Source organism: Streptomyces sp. CB01881, assembly GCF_002953255.1.
Classification (GTDB): Bacteria; Actinomycetota; Actinomycetes; order Streptomycetales; family Streptomycetaceae; genus Kitasatospora.
In genome coordinates this window covers 6,482,140-6,496,479 of sequence record NZ_CP026498.1, presented here as the reverse complement: position 1 = coordinate 6,496,479, position 14,340 = coordinate 6,482,140, and the positions used below count along the sequence as shown (strand labels likewise).

14 protein-coding genes and 1 tRNA gene are annotated in these 14,340 nt (G+C 71.3%); 8 read left to right on the top strand and 7 right to left on the bottom strand.

Features of this window, described 5'->3' with window-relative positions:
* Positions 1–188: 188 nt before the first annotated feature.
* Together C2142_RS18115 and cutA are read left to right on the top strand one after the other, a co-directional pair.
* Positions 189–596, top strand: a complete 408-nt coding sequence (locus tag C2142_RS18115; RefSeq protein ID WP_148644863.1) for a MarR family transcriptional regulator — start codon at positions 189–191, stop codon at positions 594–596.
* 191 nt (positions 597–787) lie between these two features.
* Complete coding sequence (gene cutA, locus C2142_RS18110) at positions 788–1,117, top strand: divalent-cation tolerance protein CutA (protein WP_148643610.1); 330 nt, start codon at positions 788–790, stop codon at positions 1,115–1,117.
* 66 nt (positions 1,118–1,183) lie between these two features.
* Here the strand turns inward: cutA and metG are convergent, their stop codons facing one another.
* Together metG and C2142_RS18100 are read right to left on the bottom strand one after the other, a co-directional pair.
* Complete coding sequence (metG, locus tag C2142_RS18105) at positions 1,184–2,911, bottom strand: methionine--tRNA ligase (protein ID WP_148643609.1); 1,728 nt, start codon at positions 2,909–2,911, stop codon at positions 1,184–1,186.
* A 434-nt stretch (positions 2,912–3,345) separates the two neighbouring features.
* A complete protein-coding gene (locus C2142_RS18100; protein WP_148643608.1) occupies positions 3,346–3,534 on the bottom strand; it encodes a DUF397 domain-containing protein in 189 nt (62 codons plus the stop codon).
* A 178-nt stretch (positions 3,535–3,712) separates the two neighbouring features.
* Here C2142_RS18100 and C2142_RS18095 point away from each other — a divergent pair, with 178 nt between their 5' ends.
* Positions 3,713–3,859 carry a hypothetical protein gene (locus C2142_RS18095; protein WP_153882789.1) on the top strand — a complete coding sequence of 49 codons (147 nt, stop codon included), beginning with the start codon at positions 3,713–3,715 and terminating at the stop codon, positions 3,857–3,859.
* Positions 3,860–3,886: 27 nt separating this feature from the next.
* Here the strand turns inward: C2142_RS18095 and C2142_RS18090 are convergent, their stop codons facing one another.
* Both C2142_RS18090 and C2142_RS18085 read right to left on the bottom strand, forming a co-directional pair.
* Complete coding sequence (locus C2142_RS18090) at positions 3,887–4,489, bottom strand: GNAT family protein (RefSeq protein ID WP_148643607.1); 603 nt, start codon at positions 4,487–4,489, stop codon at positions 3,887–3,889.
* 120 nt (positions 4,490–4,609) lie between these two features.
* The gene (locus C2142_RS18085) at positions 4,610–5,893 is read right to left on the bottom strand and encodes an adenylosuccinate synthase (protein WP_148643606.1); all 1,284 of its coding nucleotides are present in this window, start codon (positions 5,891–5,893) and stop codon (positions 4,610–4,612) included.
* A 126-nt stretch (positions 5,894–6,019) separates the two neighbouring features.
* Here C2142_RS18085 and C2142_RS18080 point away from each other — a divergent pair, with 126 nt between their 5' ends.
* From C2142_RS18080 to purM, 3 genes are all read left to right on the top strand, one after another.
* Complete coding sequence (locus C2142_RS18080; protein ID WP_241002647.1) at positions 6,020–6,889, top strand: acylglycerol kinase family protein; 870 nt, start codon at positions 6,020–6,022, stop codon at positions 6,887–6,889.
* A 294-nt stretch (positions 6,890–7,183) separates the two neighbouring features.
* Positions 7,184–8,767 (top strand): amidophosphoribosyltransferase, encoded by a 1,584-nt coding sequence (gene purF / locus C2142_RS18075; protein ID WP_148643605.1) that lies wholly within the window; start codon positions 7,184–7,186, stop codon positions 8,765–8,767.
* A gap of 110 nt (positions 8,768–8,877) precedes the next feature.
* Positions 8,878–9,963 (top strand): phosphoribosylformylglycinamidine cyclo-ligase, encoded by a 1,086-nt coding sequence (gene purM / locus C2142_RS18070; RefSeq protein ID WP_148643604.1) that lies wholly within the window; start codon positions 8,878–8,880, stop codon positions 9,961–9,963.
* Positions 9,964–10,166: 203 nt separating this feature from the next.
* Here the strand turns inward: purM and C2142_RS18065 are convergent, their stop codons facing one another.
* The gene (locus C2142_RS18065) at positions 10,167–10,424 is read right to left on the bottom strand and encodes a DUF3073 domain-containing protein (protein WP_148643603.1); all 258 of its coding nucleotides are present in this window, start codon (positions 10,422–10,424) and stop codon (positions 10,167–10,169) included.
* A 378-nt stretch (positions 10,425–10,802) separates the two neighbouring features.
* Positions 10,803–11,918, bottom strand: coding sequence for a Glu/Leu/Phe/Val dehydrogenase dimerization domain-containing protein (locus C2142_RS18060; protein WP_241003217.1), 1,116 nt, complete (start codon positions 11,916–11,918; stop codon positions 10,803–10,805).
* Positions 11,919–12,161: 243 nt separating this feature from the next.
* Here C2142_RS18060 and C2142_RS18055 point away from each other — a divergent pair, with 243 nt between their 5' ends.
* Together C2142_RS18055 and bldC are read left to right on the top strand one after the other, a co-directional pair.
* Positions 12,162–13,070, top strand: a complete 909-nt coding sequence (locus C2142_RS18055; RefSeq protein WP_148644861.1) for a hypothetical protein — start codon at positions 12,162–12,164, stop codon at positions 13,068–13,070.
* Positions 13,071–13,676: 606 nt separating this feature from the next.
* On the top strand, positions 13,677–13,883 hold the full coding sequence (gene bldC / locus C2142_RS18050) for a developmental transcriptional regulator BldC (protein WP_014137253.1): 207 nt from the start codon (positions 13,677–13,679) through the stop codon (positions 13,881–13,883).
* Between the two features lie 358 nt (positions 13,884–14,241).
* On the opposite strand, the gene C2142_RS18045 is transcribed toward bldC, so the two are convergent.
* A tRNA-Asp gene (locus tag C2142_RS18045) sits at positions 14,242–14,315 on the bottom strand.
* Positions 14,316–14,340: the final 25 nt, after the last annotated feature.

The following is a 14,340-nucleotide window of genomic DNA, read 5'->3' as shown; positions in this document are numbered from 1 at the left end:
TATTGCATGTATGTGCAAATTGATTTCGGCTGGGCAAGAGCATGCATGTACAAGTAACCTGTGTCAACCCGCCCCGCCTGCGCCAGGAGCAGCCCATGGCCTCGGAACCCCACCCCACCAGCGGCGGTGCACGCCCCCGCACTCCGGACGCTCCGGACGCCTCGGACGCCGGCCCGTCGGACTCCCGGATGTGGAGCCGGCTCACCGCCCTGCACGCCCACGTCGAGAGCCGCCTCACCACCGCGCTCCAGCGCCGGCACGGTCTCGGCCTCTCCGAGTACCGTGCCCTCGGCTTCCTCGCCGAGGCCCCCAAGGGCGAGCTGCGGATGCAGGACCTCGCCACCAGCCTCGGCCTCAACCAGAGTTCGGTCACCCGCCTGGTCGCCCGCCTGCACGCCGCGGACTTCACCTACCGGGACCTCTGCCCGGACGACAAGCGCGGCGTCTACACCGTCATCACCGCCACCGGCCGCGCCCGCCACCAGGAGGCCCGCGCCACCTACGAGGAGACCCTCACCGCGGCCCTGGACGAGGTGGCGGCCGCCACCCCCGACCTCGTCCCGCTCCTCACCACGGCCCGCCAGTCGCTCGGCTGATCGCGTCAGCCCCGCCCGGTGCGCCTTCGCGCCCGCTCCGGCTCACGGCCCCCGGTTCCCGGCCCCCGGTTCCCGGTTCCCAGCCCCTGGCTCCCGGCTCCCGCGCCCGCACTCGGCCCCCGCGCATGGGAGGTCGAGCCGGCCGACTTCCCGTGCGGCCCCGCCCGGCGGCGGGGCGGTACGGTCACCGCATGGCAGCCCCGAACCCCGATGTCGTCGTGGTGACCACGACCCACGACGCCGAGCCCGCGGCCCGCGCCCTGGCCGCCGCCGTGGTGCGCGAGCGCCTGGCCGCGTGCGCGCAGGTCTACCCCGTCCGGTCGGTCTACTGGTGGGACGGCGAGGTGCAGGAGGGCGCCGAGTGGCGCGTCGACCTGAAGACCCGCGCCGACCTCGCCGCCCGCCTGACCGCCTTCATCACCGAGCACCACACGTACGACACCCCCGAGGTCGTCGCCGTCCCGGTGGTCGCCGGCAGCAGCGGCTACCTCGCCTGGGTGGCCGCCGAGACCGCCCCCTGACGGGAAGCGCGCGGCCCCCGTCGCGCAGTCGCGACGGGGGCCGCCCCGCAGGTGTCCGTCCGGCGCCTACTCGCCGCCGAACCGGGAGGTCCAGCCGGCCAGGTCCTCGTCGGTGATCTTCGCGAACAGCACCGGCGGCACGGTGAACGCCGTCCCGGCCGGCACGAAGTCCAGCGCGCGCGCCTCCTCCGGGCTCACCCACGCCTGCGCACGCGCCGGGGCCCCGGCGGGCAGCGCGAAGGCGTCACGCATCGCCCGGGCCGCGGCCGGGATGAACGGCTCGGACAGCACCGCGTACAGGTGGATCAGGTTCATCGCCGTGCGCAGCGTCAGCGCGGCCGCCTCCGGGTCCGTCTTCACCTGGAGCCACGGTGCCTTCTCGTCCAGGTACGCGTTGCCCGCGCTCCACAGCGTGCGCAGGCTCTGCGCGGCCTTGCGGAAGTTCAGGGCGTCCAGCTGGGCCTCGTACTCGGCCAGCAGCTCGGCGATCTGCGCGCCCAGCCGCTCCTCCGCCTCGCCCGCCGCGTGCCCGGCCGGGACGTCGTCGCCGAAGCGCTTGCGGCTGAAGGAGAGCACCCGGTTGACGAAGTTGCCGAGGGTGTCGGCGAGGTCCTTGTTGACGACCGAGGCGAAGAGGTCCCAGGTGAAGCTGGAGTCGTCCGACTCGGGCGCGTGCGCCATCAGGAAGTAGCGCCAGTAGTCGGCCGGCAGCAGCTCCAGCGCGACGTCGGTGAAGATGCCCCGCTTCTGGCTGGTCGAGAACTTGCCGCCGTAGTACGTCAGCCAGTTGAAGGCCTTGACGTAGTCGACCTTCTTCCACGGCTTGCGCGAGCCGAGGATGGTCGCCGGGAACATCACCGTGTGGAACGGGACGTTGTCCTTGGCCATGAACTCGGTGTAGCGGACGGTCTCGTCGGCCTCGTACCACCAGGACTTCCAGTCCCGGACCTCGCCGTCGGCCGCCGCGTCCGCCCACTCCTTGGTGGCGCCGATGTACTCGATCGGGGCGTCGAACCAGACGTAGAAGACCTTGCCCTCCGCCGCCAGCTCCGGCCACACGTCGGCCGGCACCGGCACGCCCCACTCCAGGTCACGCGTGATCGCGCGGTCCTGCAGGCCCTCGGTCAGCCACTTGCGGGCGATCGAGGAGGCCAGCACCGGCCACTGGTCGCCGTGCTCGGCCACCCAGGCCTCGACCTGGTCGGTCAGCTTCGACTGGAGCAGGAACAGGTGCTTGGTCTCGCGCACCTCCAGGTCCGAGCTGCCGCTGATCGCCGAACGCGGCTCCAGCAGGTCCGTCGGGTCCAGCACGCGGGTGCAGTTCTCGCACTGGTCGCCGCGCGCCTTGTCGTACCCGCAGTGCGGGCAGGTGCCGACGATGTACCGGTCCGGCAGGAAGCGCCCGTCGGTGACCGAGTACACCTGGCGGATCGCCCGCTCCTCGATGAACCCGTTGGCGTGCAGCTCGCGCGCGATTTCCTGGGTGATCTCCCGGTTCTGCGGCGAGGAGCTGCGCCCGAAGTGGTCGAACGACAGGCGGAACCCGTCGTACACCGCCTTCTGCCGGTCGTGCGCCTGTGCGCAGAACTCGGCGACCGGCAGCCCCGCCTCCTGCGCCGCCAGTTCGGCCGGCGTCCCGTGCTCGTCGGTCGCGCAGATGTACAGCACCTCGTGCCCGCGCTGGCGCAGGTACCGCGAGTAGACGTCCGCCGGGAGCATCGACCCGACCATGTTGCCCAGGTGCTTGATCCCGTTGATGTAGGGGAGGGCGCTGGTGATCAGGTGCCGAGCCATCCTCGGATGCTCCAATTTCTCCCGCACGCACCCCTACCCCGGAGTGCCGTGACAGGCGCAGGGTCTGGGGGCCGCAACGGGAGTCCGACGCATCCGCCGGCTCCCGGGCTGCCACACAGAGCGAAGTTCCACTGTGGGCACCCCAATCCTATCGAAGCCCGGACCCGCTCCTCCCGCCCGTTTCACCCGGTGGACGGACGCCCCGCGTGCGGCGGTGAGGACGGGCCGCCGCCACCGCACCCCGTCCGGGCACCCCGTTCCCCGGCACGTGCGCCCCGGCACCATGCGCCCCGGGTCGGGCCACCGGCGGTTCCTGCGGTCAGGCCCGGCGCGCCCTCCGCCGGAGGCGCGCGCCCGGGCCGTCCGCGCCGCCCGGGCCGTCCGCGCCGTCCGCGCCGTCCGGGCCGTCCGGGCCGTCCGGGCCGTCCGGGCCGTCAGGCGACGAAGTGGTCGAACTCCCCGGCCTTCACACCGAGGAGGAAGGCCGCCCACTTGCGCGGGGTGGTGCGGACGATGATGCCGCCGGTGCCGGGATCGCGGATCTCGACCATGCCGTCCACGGTGCGGACTTCGAGGGACTCGTCGGATTCGCCGGTGGGCGAGGGCTTCTGCCAGTCGTTCATGGCTACCAGCCTGTCAGATCGCGGCACTTGGCGCGGCCGGTCGTCGGCGGGTGGGCCGGGTGCCGGCCGGAACGCTTGATCTCGCACAGGCGCCTGCCGATGGAGGAGGTATGGAACACATCGGGTCGGATGGCGGGGCCGTGCGGGCAGCGCGGGCCGTCGTGGCGGTCGGCGGCTGATGGCCGTCGTCCTGCTGGCCGGGCTGTTCGTCTCGCTGCTGTTCATGGGCTGGCTCGTGTGGCTGGTCAACTCGGTCCCGCGCGACGGGCGTTCGGCCGGCCGTGAGTTGACCTCGGGCCGTTCACGGGCCGGCGGGGAGAAGTAGGGGCCGCCCGGCCGGGGGTGCGGGCGGTCAGCCGGCGGCCAGCCTGGCGGTCAGCCGCTCGCGCGCGGCCGGCCACTCGTCGGCGAGCATCGAGAAGTACGCGGTGTCCCGCCAGACCCCGTTGGCCCGCAGCTTCTCGCGCCGGTGGATGCCCTCGTACTGGGCGCCCAGCCGCTGGATCGCGTTGCGCGAGCGGTCGTTGAGGGCGTCGGTCTTCCAGAACACCCGTCCCATGCCCAGGTCCTCGAAGGCGTGGACGAGCAGCAGCAGCTTGGCCTCGGTGTTGACGGCCGTCCGCCACACCGACCGGGCGTACCAGGTGCCGCCGATCTCGACGTACTCGTCCGTCGCGTTGAACGCGTAGTACCCGGTGACGCCGACGGCACGGCCGCTCGCCAGGTCGATCACCGCGAACTTCACGGCGTTGCCCGCCGCCGCCTCGGCGATGCGGACGTCGAGGATCGCGCCGAGCTCCTCCTCGGTCGCCGGCGGGAGGTTCGGGATCCAGCGCCAGACCTCCGGGTCGGGGCCGACGGTGGCCCAGAGGTCGGGGAGGTGGCTCCGGCCCAGCGGCTCCAGGCGGACGTGGCGGCCGGTCAGGGTCACGGGTACGGGAAGCTTCGCAGTCATGATCCCGAAGGTAGCGGCACTATGCACTAGATGCAATGGGCTATTGCACTAGTGCAAAAGCTTGCGGGTGGGAAAAAGGCCGTGCGGGACGACGCGCGTCCCGCACGGCCTTCAGCCGGCTCAGATGAACGAGTTGATCTGGATCGTCTCGTCACGGCCCGGGCCGACGCCGATCGCCGAGATCGGCGCGCCGGACATCTCCTCCAGTGCCTTCACGTACGCCTGGGCGTTCTTCGGCAGCTCGGCGAAGGTCTTCGCCTTGCTGATGTCCTCGCTCCAGCCGGGCAGCGTCTCGTAGACCGGCTTGGCGTGGTGGAAGTCCGACTGGTTGTACGGCAGCTCCTCGACCCGCTTGCCGTCGATCTCGTAGGCGACGCAGACCGGGATCTGCTCCCAGCCGGTGAGCACGTCGAGCTTGGTGAGGAAGAAGTCGGTGAGGCCGTTGACCCGGGTCGCGTAGCGCGCGATCACAGCGTCGAACCAGCCGCAGCGGCGGTCGCGGCCGGTGGTGACGCCGCGCTCGCCGCCGATGCGGCGCAGGGCCTCGCCGTCGGCGTCCAGCAGCTCGGTCGGGAACGGGCCCGAGCCGACGCGGGTGGTGTACGCCTTCAGGATGCCGATGACCCGGTCGATCTTGGTCGGGCCGATGCCGGCGCCGGTGCAGGCGCCGCCCGCAGTCGGGTTCGACGAGGTCACGAAGGGGTACGTGCCGTGGTCGACGTCCAGCAGGGTGCCCTGGCCGCCCTCCAGCAGGACCACCTTGCCGGCCTTGAGCGCCTCGTCCAGGACGAGCGTGGTGTCGGCCAGGAACGGCTTGATCTTGTCCGCGTAGCCGAGGTACTCCTCCAGCACCAGCTCGGCCGGGATGGCGCGGCGGTTGTAGAGCTTGACCAGCAGCTGGTTCTTGTCGTGCAGCGCGGCTTCGATCTTCTGCTGCAGGATCGACTCGTCGAAGAGGTCCTGCACGCGGATGCCGACGCGGTTGATCTTGTCCGCGTAGGTCGGGCCGATGCCGCGGCCGGTGGTGCCGATCCGGCGCTTGCCGAGGAAGCGCTCGGTGACCTTGTCCAGGGTGCGGTGGTACGGCGTGATCAGGTGGGCGTTGCCCGAGATCAGCAGCTTGGAGGTGTCGATGCCGCGCTCGTTCAGGCCGTTGAGCTCGGAGAGCAGCACGCCCGGGTCGATGACGACGCCGTTGCCGATCACCGGCGTCACATTCGGGCTGAGGATGCCGGAAGGGAGCAAGTGCAGGGCATACTTCTGGTCGCCGATGACCACCGTGTGACCGGCGTTGTTGCCGCCCTGGTAGCGGACGACGTAGTCGACGGAGCCACCGAGGAGGTCGGTCGCCTTCCCCTTGCCCTCGTCCCCCCACTGAGCGCCAACGAGCACGAGTGCCGGCACAGGCGTACACCCCTTCCGGTTGGGGCATCCTGCGTAGGCCGCAGTCTGCCCCGAGATAGACGAAGCCCCTGGCGCAATAGCGCAAGGGGCTCTTGCACCGAGAGATTACCTGAGGAAGGACCGGTCGTGTCGTCCCTGTCCACGCCTGCAACCGGCGGCCCCGAGCCGCTCCTGCTGCTCCTCGACCCGGCGGCCCGGCAGACCGACGGCGAGTCGGTGCGGATCGCGAAGGACGTCCTCTGCGGAGGGGCGGACGTCAAGGTGGCGTATCCGGAGAGCCCGTCGGAGCTCGACCGGGTGCTTTCGCACCGGGGTCGGAGGCGACCGGTGGTGATCGGTTCCGATCTTGCGCTGCAACGGGTGCTCCAGGCCCTGTACCGGCAGCGTGAGCTGGGGGCGGACCCGGTGGGCATGGTCCCGGTGGGCCGGGCGAACGAGCTGGTGGCGGCCCGTGCGCTGGGCGTGCCGGGGGAGCCGGTGCCGGCCGCGCGGGCGGTCCTCTCGGGCGTGCCGCGCAAGCTCGACCTGCTGGTGGACGACGGTGGCGGGGTGGCGCTCGGCGGGGTCCGGATCTCCGGCGCCGGGGCGCGCCGGGTGGTGGGCCGGACGGGTGGCTGGCGTTCGCTATGGGCGAAACTGGCTGCGGCCGAGCAGGGGACCCCACTCACGTCCGACGGCGGGGCGGCCGGGGGCGCCGGCAAGGGCGAGCACAGCTCCCGGCTCCGCGTCGAGGCGGACGGGAAGCTCCTCGCCGATGTCCACCGCCCGGTCCGGGGGGTCCAGGTGACCCTGCCGGGCGGCGAGGCGGTCGGGGCCGGCGTCATGGAGATCGTCGTCCGCGCACCGGGCGCACTGGTGCGGGCCCGGGCGGCGAGCATCTCGGTGGCCGGGCGCGGGTTCGGCTACGAGGCCGACGGTCACCCGGTCGGCCCGGTCCGGGCCCGGACCTGGACGGTCCACCCGGGTGCCTGGGGACTGCTGCTGCCCGCCGTCTGACGGTTTCGGCGTCCGCCCGGCGCCCGGCGGCCGACGCCGCGGGGCCCGGGTGAGCAGGCTCACGTTCCCCGCCGTTCACCCGCACGTCGTCCGCACACGGAAGGCACCGGCGAGCCGCCGACAGCGCACCAACGGGCGCGAACCACAAGGCCATGCGCCTCCGGGGCGAATTCGGCCCCGCCGAAATCCGCACCTGGTAAGGGGTTTTGTCTACGCGCGTTGCCAAACGATCGCCCAACAATCCCGCCCGCCCGGGTTCCGGAAGCCTGTGCCAACTGCCCTAGACTCGAAGGCGTGCCACGTGGTGACGGAAGACTCAACCACGATCTTCTTCCCGGCGAGAAAGGCCCCCAGGACGCTTGCGGCGTCTTCGGTGTCTGGGCTCCCGGCGAGGAGGTCGCCAAGCTCACGTTCTTCGGCCTTTACGCCCTGCAGCACCGCGGTCAGGAATCCGCGGGCATCGCAGTGAGCAACGGCTCCCAGATTCTCGTCTTCAAGGACATGGGGCTTGTCTCCCAGGTCTTCGACGAGGCCTCCCTGGGGTCGTTGCACGGGCATATCGCCGTCGGACACGCCCGCTACTCGACCACCGGTTCCTCGGTCTGGGAGAACGCCCAGCCGACCTTCCGGGCGACCGTTCACGGTTCGCTGGCCCTCGGGCACAACGGAAACCTGGTGAACACCGCCGAACTGGCGGCCATGGTCGCCGAACTCCCCGGCGAGGAGCACGTCTCCCGCTCGGGCCGGACGGCCGCGACCAACGACACCGACCTGGTGACCGCCCTGCTCGCAGGCCACCCCGACCTCTCCATCGAGGAGACGGCCAAGCTGGTCCTGCCCAAGGTCAAGGGCGCGTTCTCGCTCGTCTTCATGGACGAGCACACGCTCTACGCCGCCCGCGACCCGCAGGGCATCCGCCCGCTGGTGCTCGGCCGGCTGGAGCGCGGCTGGGTCGTCGCCTCCGAGACGGCGGCGCTCGACATCTGCGGAGCCTCCTTCATCCGCGAGGTCGAGCCCGGCGAGCTCATCGCCATCGACGAGAACGGCATGCGGACCTCCCGCTTCGCCGAGGCCAAGCCCAAGGGCTGCGTCTTCGAGTACGTCTACCTGGCCCGCCCCGACACCTCCATCGCCGGCCGCAACGTGCACCTCTCCCGCGTGGAGATGGGCCGCAGGCTGGCCGCCGAGGCGCCCGCCGAGGCCGACCTGGTGATAGCGACCCCGGAATCCGGGACGCCGGCCGCCATCGGCTACGCCGAGGCCAGCGGCATCCCGTACGGCTCCGGCCTGGTGAAGAACGCCTACGTGGGCCGCACCTTCATCCAGCCCAGCCAGACCATCCGCCAGCTGGGCATCCGGCTCAAGCTCAACCCGCTGCGCGAGGTCATCCAGGGCAAGCGCCTGGTCGTCGTGGACGACTCGATCGTCCGTGGCAACACCCAGCGCGCGCTGGTGAAGATGCTGCGCGAGGCCGGCGCGGCCGAGGTCCACATCCGGATCTCCTCGCCGCCGGTGAAGTGGCCCTGCTTCTTCGGCATCGACTTCGCCACCCGCGCGGAGCTGATCGCCAACGGCATGACCATCGAGGAGATCGGCCGCACGCTGGGCGCCGACTCCCTCTCGTACATCTCGATCGACGGCATGATCGAGGCCACCAAGCAGCCGAAGGACCGGCTCTGCCGGGCCTGCTTCGACGGGGAGTACCCGATGGAGCTGCCCGACCCGGCGTTGCTCGGCAAGCTCCTCCTGGAGGCCGAGATCAAGGGCGGCCAGCAGCCGCCGGCGGTCCGCGGCAAGCCGACCAGCGGCAGCGACCTGGACGGCGTCCAGTCCCTGCTCGGCGGAGCGGGCGCGGCCGACGCCCTGCGCCGCCCGTAACGACCCGACGGTGGGGTCCCGGAACCCGGGGCCCCACCGCTGTTCCATCCCCCTGACCCACGAGGGCACCAAGACCCGCGGGGGCACAGACCCGAAAGGGCCGCACCGCAGTGACCACGAACCAGAACGGCGCCACCTACGCCGCCGCCGGCGTCGACATCGAGGCGGGCGACCGCGCCGTCGAGCTCATGAAGCAGTGGGTGAAGAAGGCCAACCGCCCCGAGGTGGTCGGCGGCCTCGGCGGCTTCGCCGGGCTCTTCGACGCGTCCGCCTTCAAGCGCTACGAGCGGCCGCTGCTGGCCTCGGCCACCGACGGCGTGGGCACCAAGGTCGCCATCGCCGCCGCCATGGACAAGCACGACACCATCGGCCACGACCTGGTCGGCATGGTCGTCGACGACCTGGTGGTCTGCGGTGCCGAGCCGCTGTTCATGACCGACTACATCTGCGTCGGCAAGGTCGTGCCGGAGCGGGTCGCCGCGATCGTCAAGGGCATCGCCGAGGGCTGCGCGCTGGCCGGCTGCGCCCTCGTCGGCGGCGAGACCGCCGAGCACCCGGGCCTGCTCGGGCCGGACGAGTACGACGTCGCGGGCGCCGGCACCGGTGTGGTCGAGGCGGACGCGCTGCTGGGCGCGGAGCGCGTCCGGGCCGGCGACGTGGTGATCGCGATGGCCGCCTCCGGCCTGCACTCCAACGGCTACTCGCTGGTGCGCCACGTGCTGCTGAACGAGGCCGGCTGGAAGCTGGACCGCAAGGTCGAGGAGTTCGGCCGCACCCTCGGTGAGGAGCTGCTGGAGCCGACCCGGATCTACTCGCTGGACTGCCTGGCGCTCACCCGCGCCACCGAGGTCCACGCCTTCTCGCACGTCACCGGTGGCGGCCTGGCGGCCAACCTGGCCCGGGTCATCCCGGACGGCCTGCACGCCCGCCTGGACCGCGGCACCTGGACCCCGCTGCCGGTCTTCCAGACCGTCGCCGAGGTCGGCAAGGTGGCCACCCTGGAGATCGAGAAGACGCTCAACATGGGCGTCGGCATGGTCGCGGTCGTCCCGCCGCACTCGGTGGACGTCGTGCTGTCGATCCTGGAGGACCGCGGCGTCGAGGCCTGGCTGCTCGGCGACGTCGTGGAGCGCGCGGACGAGCACGACGGCGGCGCGGCCCTCTACAACGCGTACGAGGGCTTCACGGCCGGCTGAGCGGCCGCCTGAGCACGGCAGAGGGCCCCTCCACCGGAGGGGCCCTTTCCGTACGGCGGCCGGCCGCGCGGGGTGCCCGGCGGTCGCCGGGGGGAGCCGCACGGGAGGCCCGGACGGGAGTCCCCGACGGGGTGAACGCACGCGGGAACGGCGAAAACCGGCCCGGCGCCGGGGGCGCACGGGCCGGTCAGGCCAGACTGGGACTACGCGCGGCGGCGGGCCCGGGAGGGCCCGGTACCCGAATCGGCGTCGTCGTCCTCGTCGTCGGCGGCGTAGCGTGCCGCGTACTCCGCGTAGGGGTCGTCGTCCTCTTCTTCCTCGATCGGCTCAGGCTCGATCGAGGCGGTGGAGGGCGATACGCCCAGCTCGCTGGACAGACGATTGGCGTCGAACCCGCCGCTGTTGTACTTCAGCTCGCGGGCGACCTTCGTCTGCTTGGCCTTGGCCCGGCCGCGCCCCATGGGTCGACCCCCTCAACGATGGGGCTCACGGCCCCGAGTCTGACACGTGTTCATGATCAGGAGCGGTCTGCCCGAATGGGGAGAACCGTCCCTTGGAGCATTAACGGTACCTGTTTCTGCCGCTGGACGGTACGTCGTCGGTGTGACGTGGCGCGCACCGGCCGCACCCGCGACCAGGTCGTCCCAGGTCAGGGGAGGTTTTGCGGCATTTTGCGCGCCGTCCGTAGGTGTCTCAGGTCCGTTGTTCCCGGATCGATTATCCCCCCTTAGGGGGCCTTGGATCACCCGATCGGGCGCAGAAGTGAGAATCCGGTTCCACATTGTGATGCGCGGGGGCGGACGACCGACCCCGCGCATCACCGGACCGCTCCGCCGGGATCAGGCGCGGCGGGCGCCGGGCAGCAGCACCGAGCGGAGCGCGCTGATCTCGCGCATCCGCTTCTCGGCCAGACGGTCGGCGGCGACGGCCGGCGGGACGCCGTCGGCGGTGGCCCGGGTGAAGATCTCCAGGGTGGTGTCGAAGATCTTCGTGGCCTTGTTCTTGGCCCGCTCGAAGTTGAAGCCCTCGATCTCGTCGGCGACCTGGATCACGCCGCCCGAGTTCACCAGGTAGTCCGGGGCGTAGAGGATGCCGCGGTCGGCGAGGTCCTTCTCGACGCCCGGGTGGGCCAGCTGGTTGTTGGCCGCACCGCAGACCACGGAGGTGCCGAACTCGCCGAGCGCGGCCACCGAGTCGTCGGTCAGGGCGCCACCGAGGGCGCAGGGGGCGTAGACGTCCAGCTTGGCCTGGAGCAGGGCGGCGGTGTCGGCGACCACCTCCACCTCCGGGTGGGCGGCGCGCACGCGGTTGACGGCGGCCTCGGAGACGTCCGTGACGACGACGGTGGCGCCGTCCGCGACCAGGTGGCCGACCAGGTAGTGGCCGACCTTGCCGACGCCCGAGACGCCGACGCGCTTGCCGCGCAGGGTCGGCTGGCCCCAGCGGGCCTGGGCGGAGGCGCGCATGCCCTGGAAGACGCCGAAGGCGGTCAGGATGGAGGAGTCGCCGGCGCCGCCGTTCTCGGGCGAGCGGCCGGTGACGAACTCGGTCTCGCGGGCGATGACGTCCATGTCCTGGACGTAGGTGCCGACGTCACAGGCGGTGATGTAGCGGCCGCGCAGGGACTCGACGAAGCGGCCGTAGGCGCGGAGCATCGCCTCGTTCTTGTCCTTGTTCGGGTCGCCGATGATGACGGCCTTGCCACCGCCGAGGTCGAGCCCGGCGAGCGCGTTCTTGTAGGACATGCCGCGCGAGAGGTTCAGTGCGTCCTCCAGCGCCGCCTCCTCGGAGGCGTACGGGAAGAAGCGGGTGCCGCCGAGGGCCGGGCCCAGCGCGGTGGAGTGGATGGCGATGATCGCCTTGAGCCCGGAGCTGCGGTCGTGGCAGAGGACGACCTGCTCGTGGCCGTCGCCGGGGGCGCCGTCCTGCTCGGTACGGAAGATCCTGCTGAGCACACCGGGTGCGGGGTGCGTGGCGGATGCGGTCTGTACGTCGGTCACTGTGGTGACTCCAGTATCTGAGGCCCGCTGCTGTGGTGCGGGCGCCTATGGCGAAGCGTAGTCGCGGGGGCGCCTGGGATCCGCCCTCTTGCCCGAGCTTGGGGCGGTTGTCCGCGTGGTGAGACGGGGGCGTGCGGAGTGCGTTCGCGAACGGTTCCCGGCCGGAGCCCTCCCGGTGGACGGCCGGTGCGTGCGACGATGCAGCACGTGACCGTCGTACGCACATCCGTACTTCCGCCCTACGCCGCCCACCTGCGGGTCTACGAGCCGCTGGCCGCCTACCCGGAGCCGGAGCGGGCGCACTGGCAGGCCTATGCGGCGGAGCGCGGTCCGGACGCGGCGGAGGCCGGGCAGCCGGTGGCCGCGGCGGTGCTGGAGGAGCAGCGGGCCGCGCTCGCGGAGTTGGTCGGCCGCACACCACGGCCGCTGCCGGAGCGGGAGAGCGAGCGGGCCTTCGTGCGCTCGCTGGACGGGGTGCTCTACGTCTGCCCGTGGGCGACCCGGTTGCGCAGCTGGCAGGCGCTGGAGGAGCTGCGGACGGGTGCGCCGGTGGCCCTGGTGGACACCGCGCTGCCGCCGGCGACCAGGGAGGCGGCGGAGGCGGACCGGGAGCGCTGGCGGGCCGAGCACCCGGACGCCCGGCCGTGGATCCTGACCAGCCGGTGGGAGGTGCCGGTGCGGTGGTTCCTGCCGTTCGGGGAGGAGGACCGCTGCTTCGTGCCGGCGGGGGCGGCGGAGGAGGGGACGGGGCGGCCGGGGGAGAAGGCGGCGCTCTTCTACCTGACGCCGATGGCGCAGGCGCGCCGGCGGGTGGCGCGGGCGTACCGGGCGCTGCGCGAGGCGGTGCCGGAGGGGGAGCTGGTGCGAGGGGCGGAGCGGGTCGGGCGGTGGCTGGAGGAGTTCCACCCGCGCTCGCTGGTGGAGCTGGACTACGGGGGACTGGTGCATCTGCTGGGGCCGGAGCGGTTGCTGGCGGACCGTTCGGCGGGGGAGCTGGAGGACGGGCTGCGCGCACTGCGGGCGGGCGACGCGGCGGAGGCGGAGCGGGCCTACGAGGAGCTGGCGGGGCGCTGGCGCCGGGTCCTGGCGCTGCGGTACGCGAACTGACCGCCTCCGCGGGCCGGGCGGGCGTCTCCCGGGCTGGTGCGGGCGCCCGGGGTGTCGGGAAGGGCGGCGCCGGCGGGGTCGGCGGGCCCTGCTGAGGGGGCGTCACCGCTGGCCGGGGTGGGTGTCGGTGGTACTTGTAAGACTGTAAGAGTCCTACGGCCCGACCCACATGACCAAGGTCCCGGTTCGGGTCAATACCTGTCGAACGTGACACTACTCACCGTTGACGCGAACTTACCCCTATGTGCAAAAATGGGACAACCAGCCCAACTTCACGTGAGCGTGCCCACTTTTGGGTGGTTCTGGACTCGATGCGTGCTTTGCGAGGAAACGACAGGTCTGGTCACCTCGTAACCGGATGTCACTATAAGGTGACTGCCCGTTATGGGGTGGTCCATCGCTATCCGTCAGCCTTGAACCCGTGAGGGGTCAATTTTGGCGGTTTGGTCGATGGGGCTGGACGGATGGTGTAGTTGTAGACACCAGGACAAGCCGTTCGTCCTATAACCGACTCGGCCCGTCTATGCCATTTCGGGCATCGCGGGCCAAGGTGCAGAATTTGAAGGATAGAACCGCCCTGGTTCGGTTCTCCCGAGGAGGCCGCTCATGACCGCTCGTACCCCTGATGCTGAACCTCTGCTGACGCCGGCAGAGGTCGCCACCATGTTCCGCGTGGACCCCAAGACGGTTACCCGTTGGGCCAAGGCGGGCAAGCTCACGTCCATTCGCACCCTCGGCGGCCACCGCCGTTACCGCGAGGCGGAGGTGCGCGCTCTGCTGGCCGGTATTCCCGCTCAGCGCACCGAGGCCTGATAGGCCGAAGGCTCTTTCAAAGGGGCCGCTTACCGGACTCCGCCGGGTCCGGTAAGCGGCCCCTTTGCCGTGCCCGGAGCGCGTCGGCGTTCCCGTCCGACGGTACGGAATGCTGAACTCCGGATAACGATTTGATGCTTCGGGGGCGGGGGGGATTTACAGTGAATAGCTGTGCAATTTTACATATTAAATTAGCGCCCGCCCGGAAGGGGCCCCGCCCGGGCGCTCTCGGGAAAAGGGAAGTGACGACAGTCACACGGACTGTCACTTGTGGTCTAGACCTAGCTCGGGGTAGGGGAGGGGCCGGACAAAACGCGAGAGGCCCGGAACCAAACGGTTCCGGGCCTCTCGGCGACGGCGATCCCGACGGGACTTGAACCCGCGACCTCCACCTTGACAGGGTGGCGAGCTAACCAACTGCTCCACGGGACCAGAGTTTTCTGATCCGTTCGCTTTG

Bases quoted from the DNA above. Each gene is read 5' to 3' on its own strand.
- C2142_RS18115 (WP_148644863.1), top strand. From the start codon at position 189: ATGTGGAGCCGGCTCACCGCCCTGCACGCCCACGTCGAGAGCCGCCTC.
- cutA (WP_148643610.1), top strand. From the start codon at position 788: ATGGCAGCCCCGAACCCCGATGTCGTCGTGGTGACCACGACCCACGAC.
- metG (WP_148643609.1), bottom strand. From the start codon at position 2,911: ATGGCTCGGCACCTGATCACCAGCGCCCTCCCCTACATCAACGGGATC.
- C2142_RS18100 (WP_148643608.1), bottom strand. From the start codon at position 3,534: ATGAACGACTGGCAGAAGCCCTCGCCCACCGGCGAATCCGACGAGTCC.
- C2142_RS18095 (WP_153882789.1), top strand. From the start codon at position 3,713: ATGGCCGTCGTCCTGCTGGCCGGGCTGTTCGTCTCGCTGCTGTTCATG.
- C2142_RS18090 (WP_148643607.1), bottom strand. From the start codon at position 4,489: ATGACTGCGAAGCTTCCCGTACCCGTGACCCTGACCGGCCGCCACGTC.
- C2142_RS18065 (WP_148643603.1), bottom strand. From the start codon at position 10,424: ATGGGGCGCGGCCGGGCCAAGGCCAAGCAGACGAAGGTCGCCCGCGAG.
- C2142_RS18055 (WP_148644861.1), top strand. From the start codon at position 12,162: ATGCAGCACGTGACCGTCGTACGCACATCCGTACTTCCGCCCTACGCC.
- bldC (WP_014137253.1), top strand. From the start codon at position 13,677: ATGACCGCTCGTACCCCTGATGCTGAACCTCTGCTGACGCCGGCAGAG.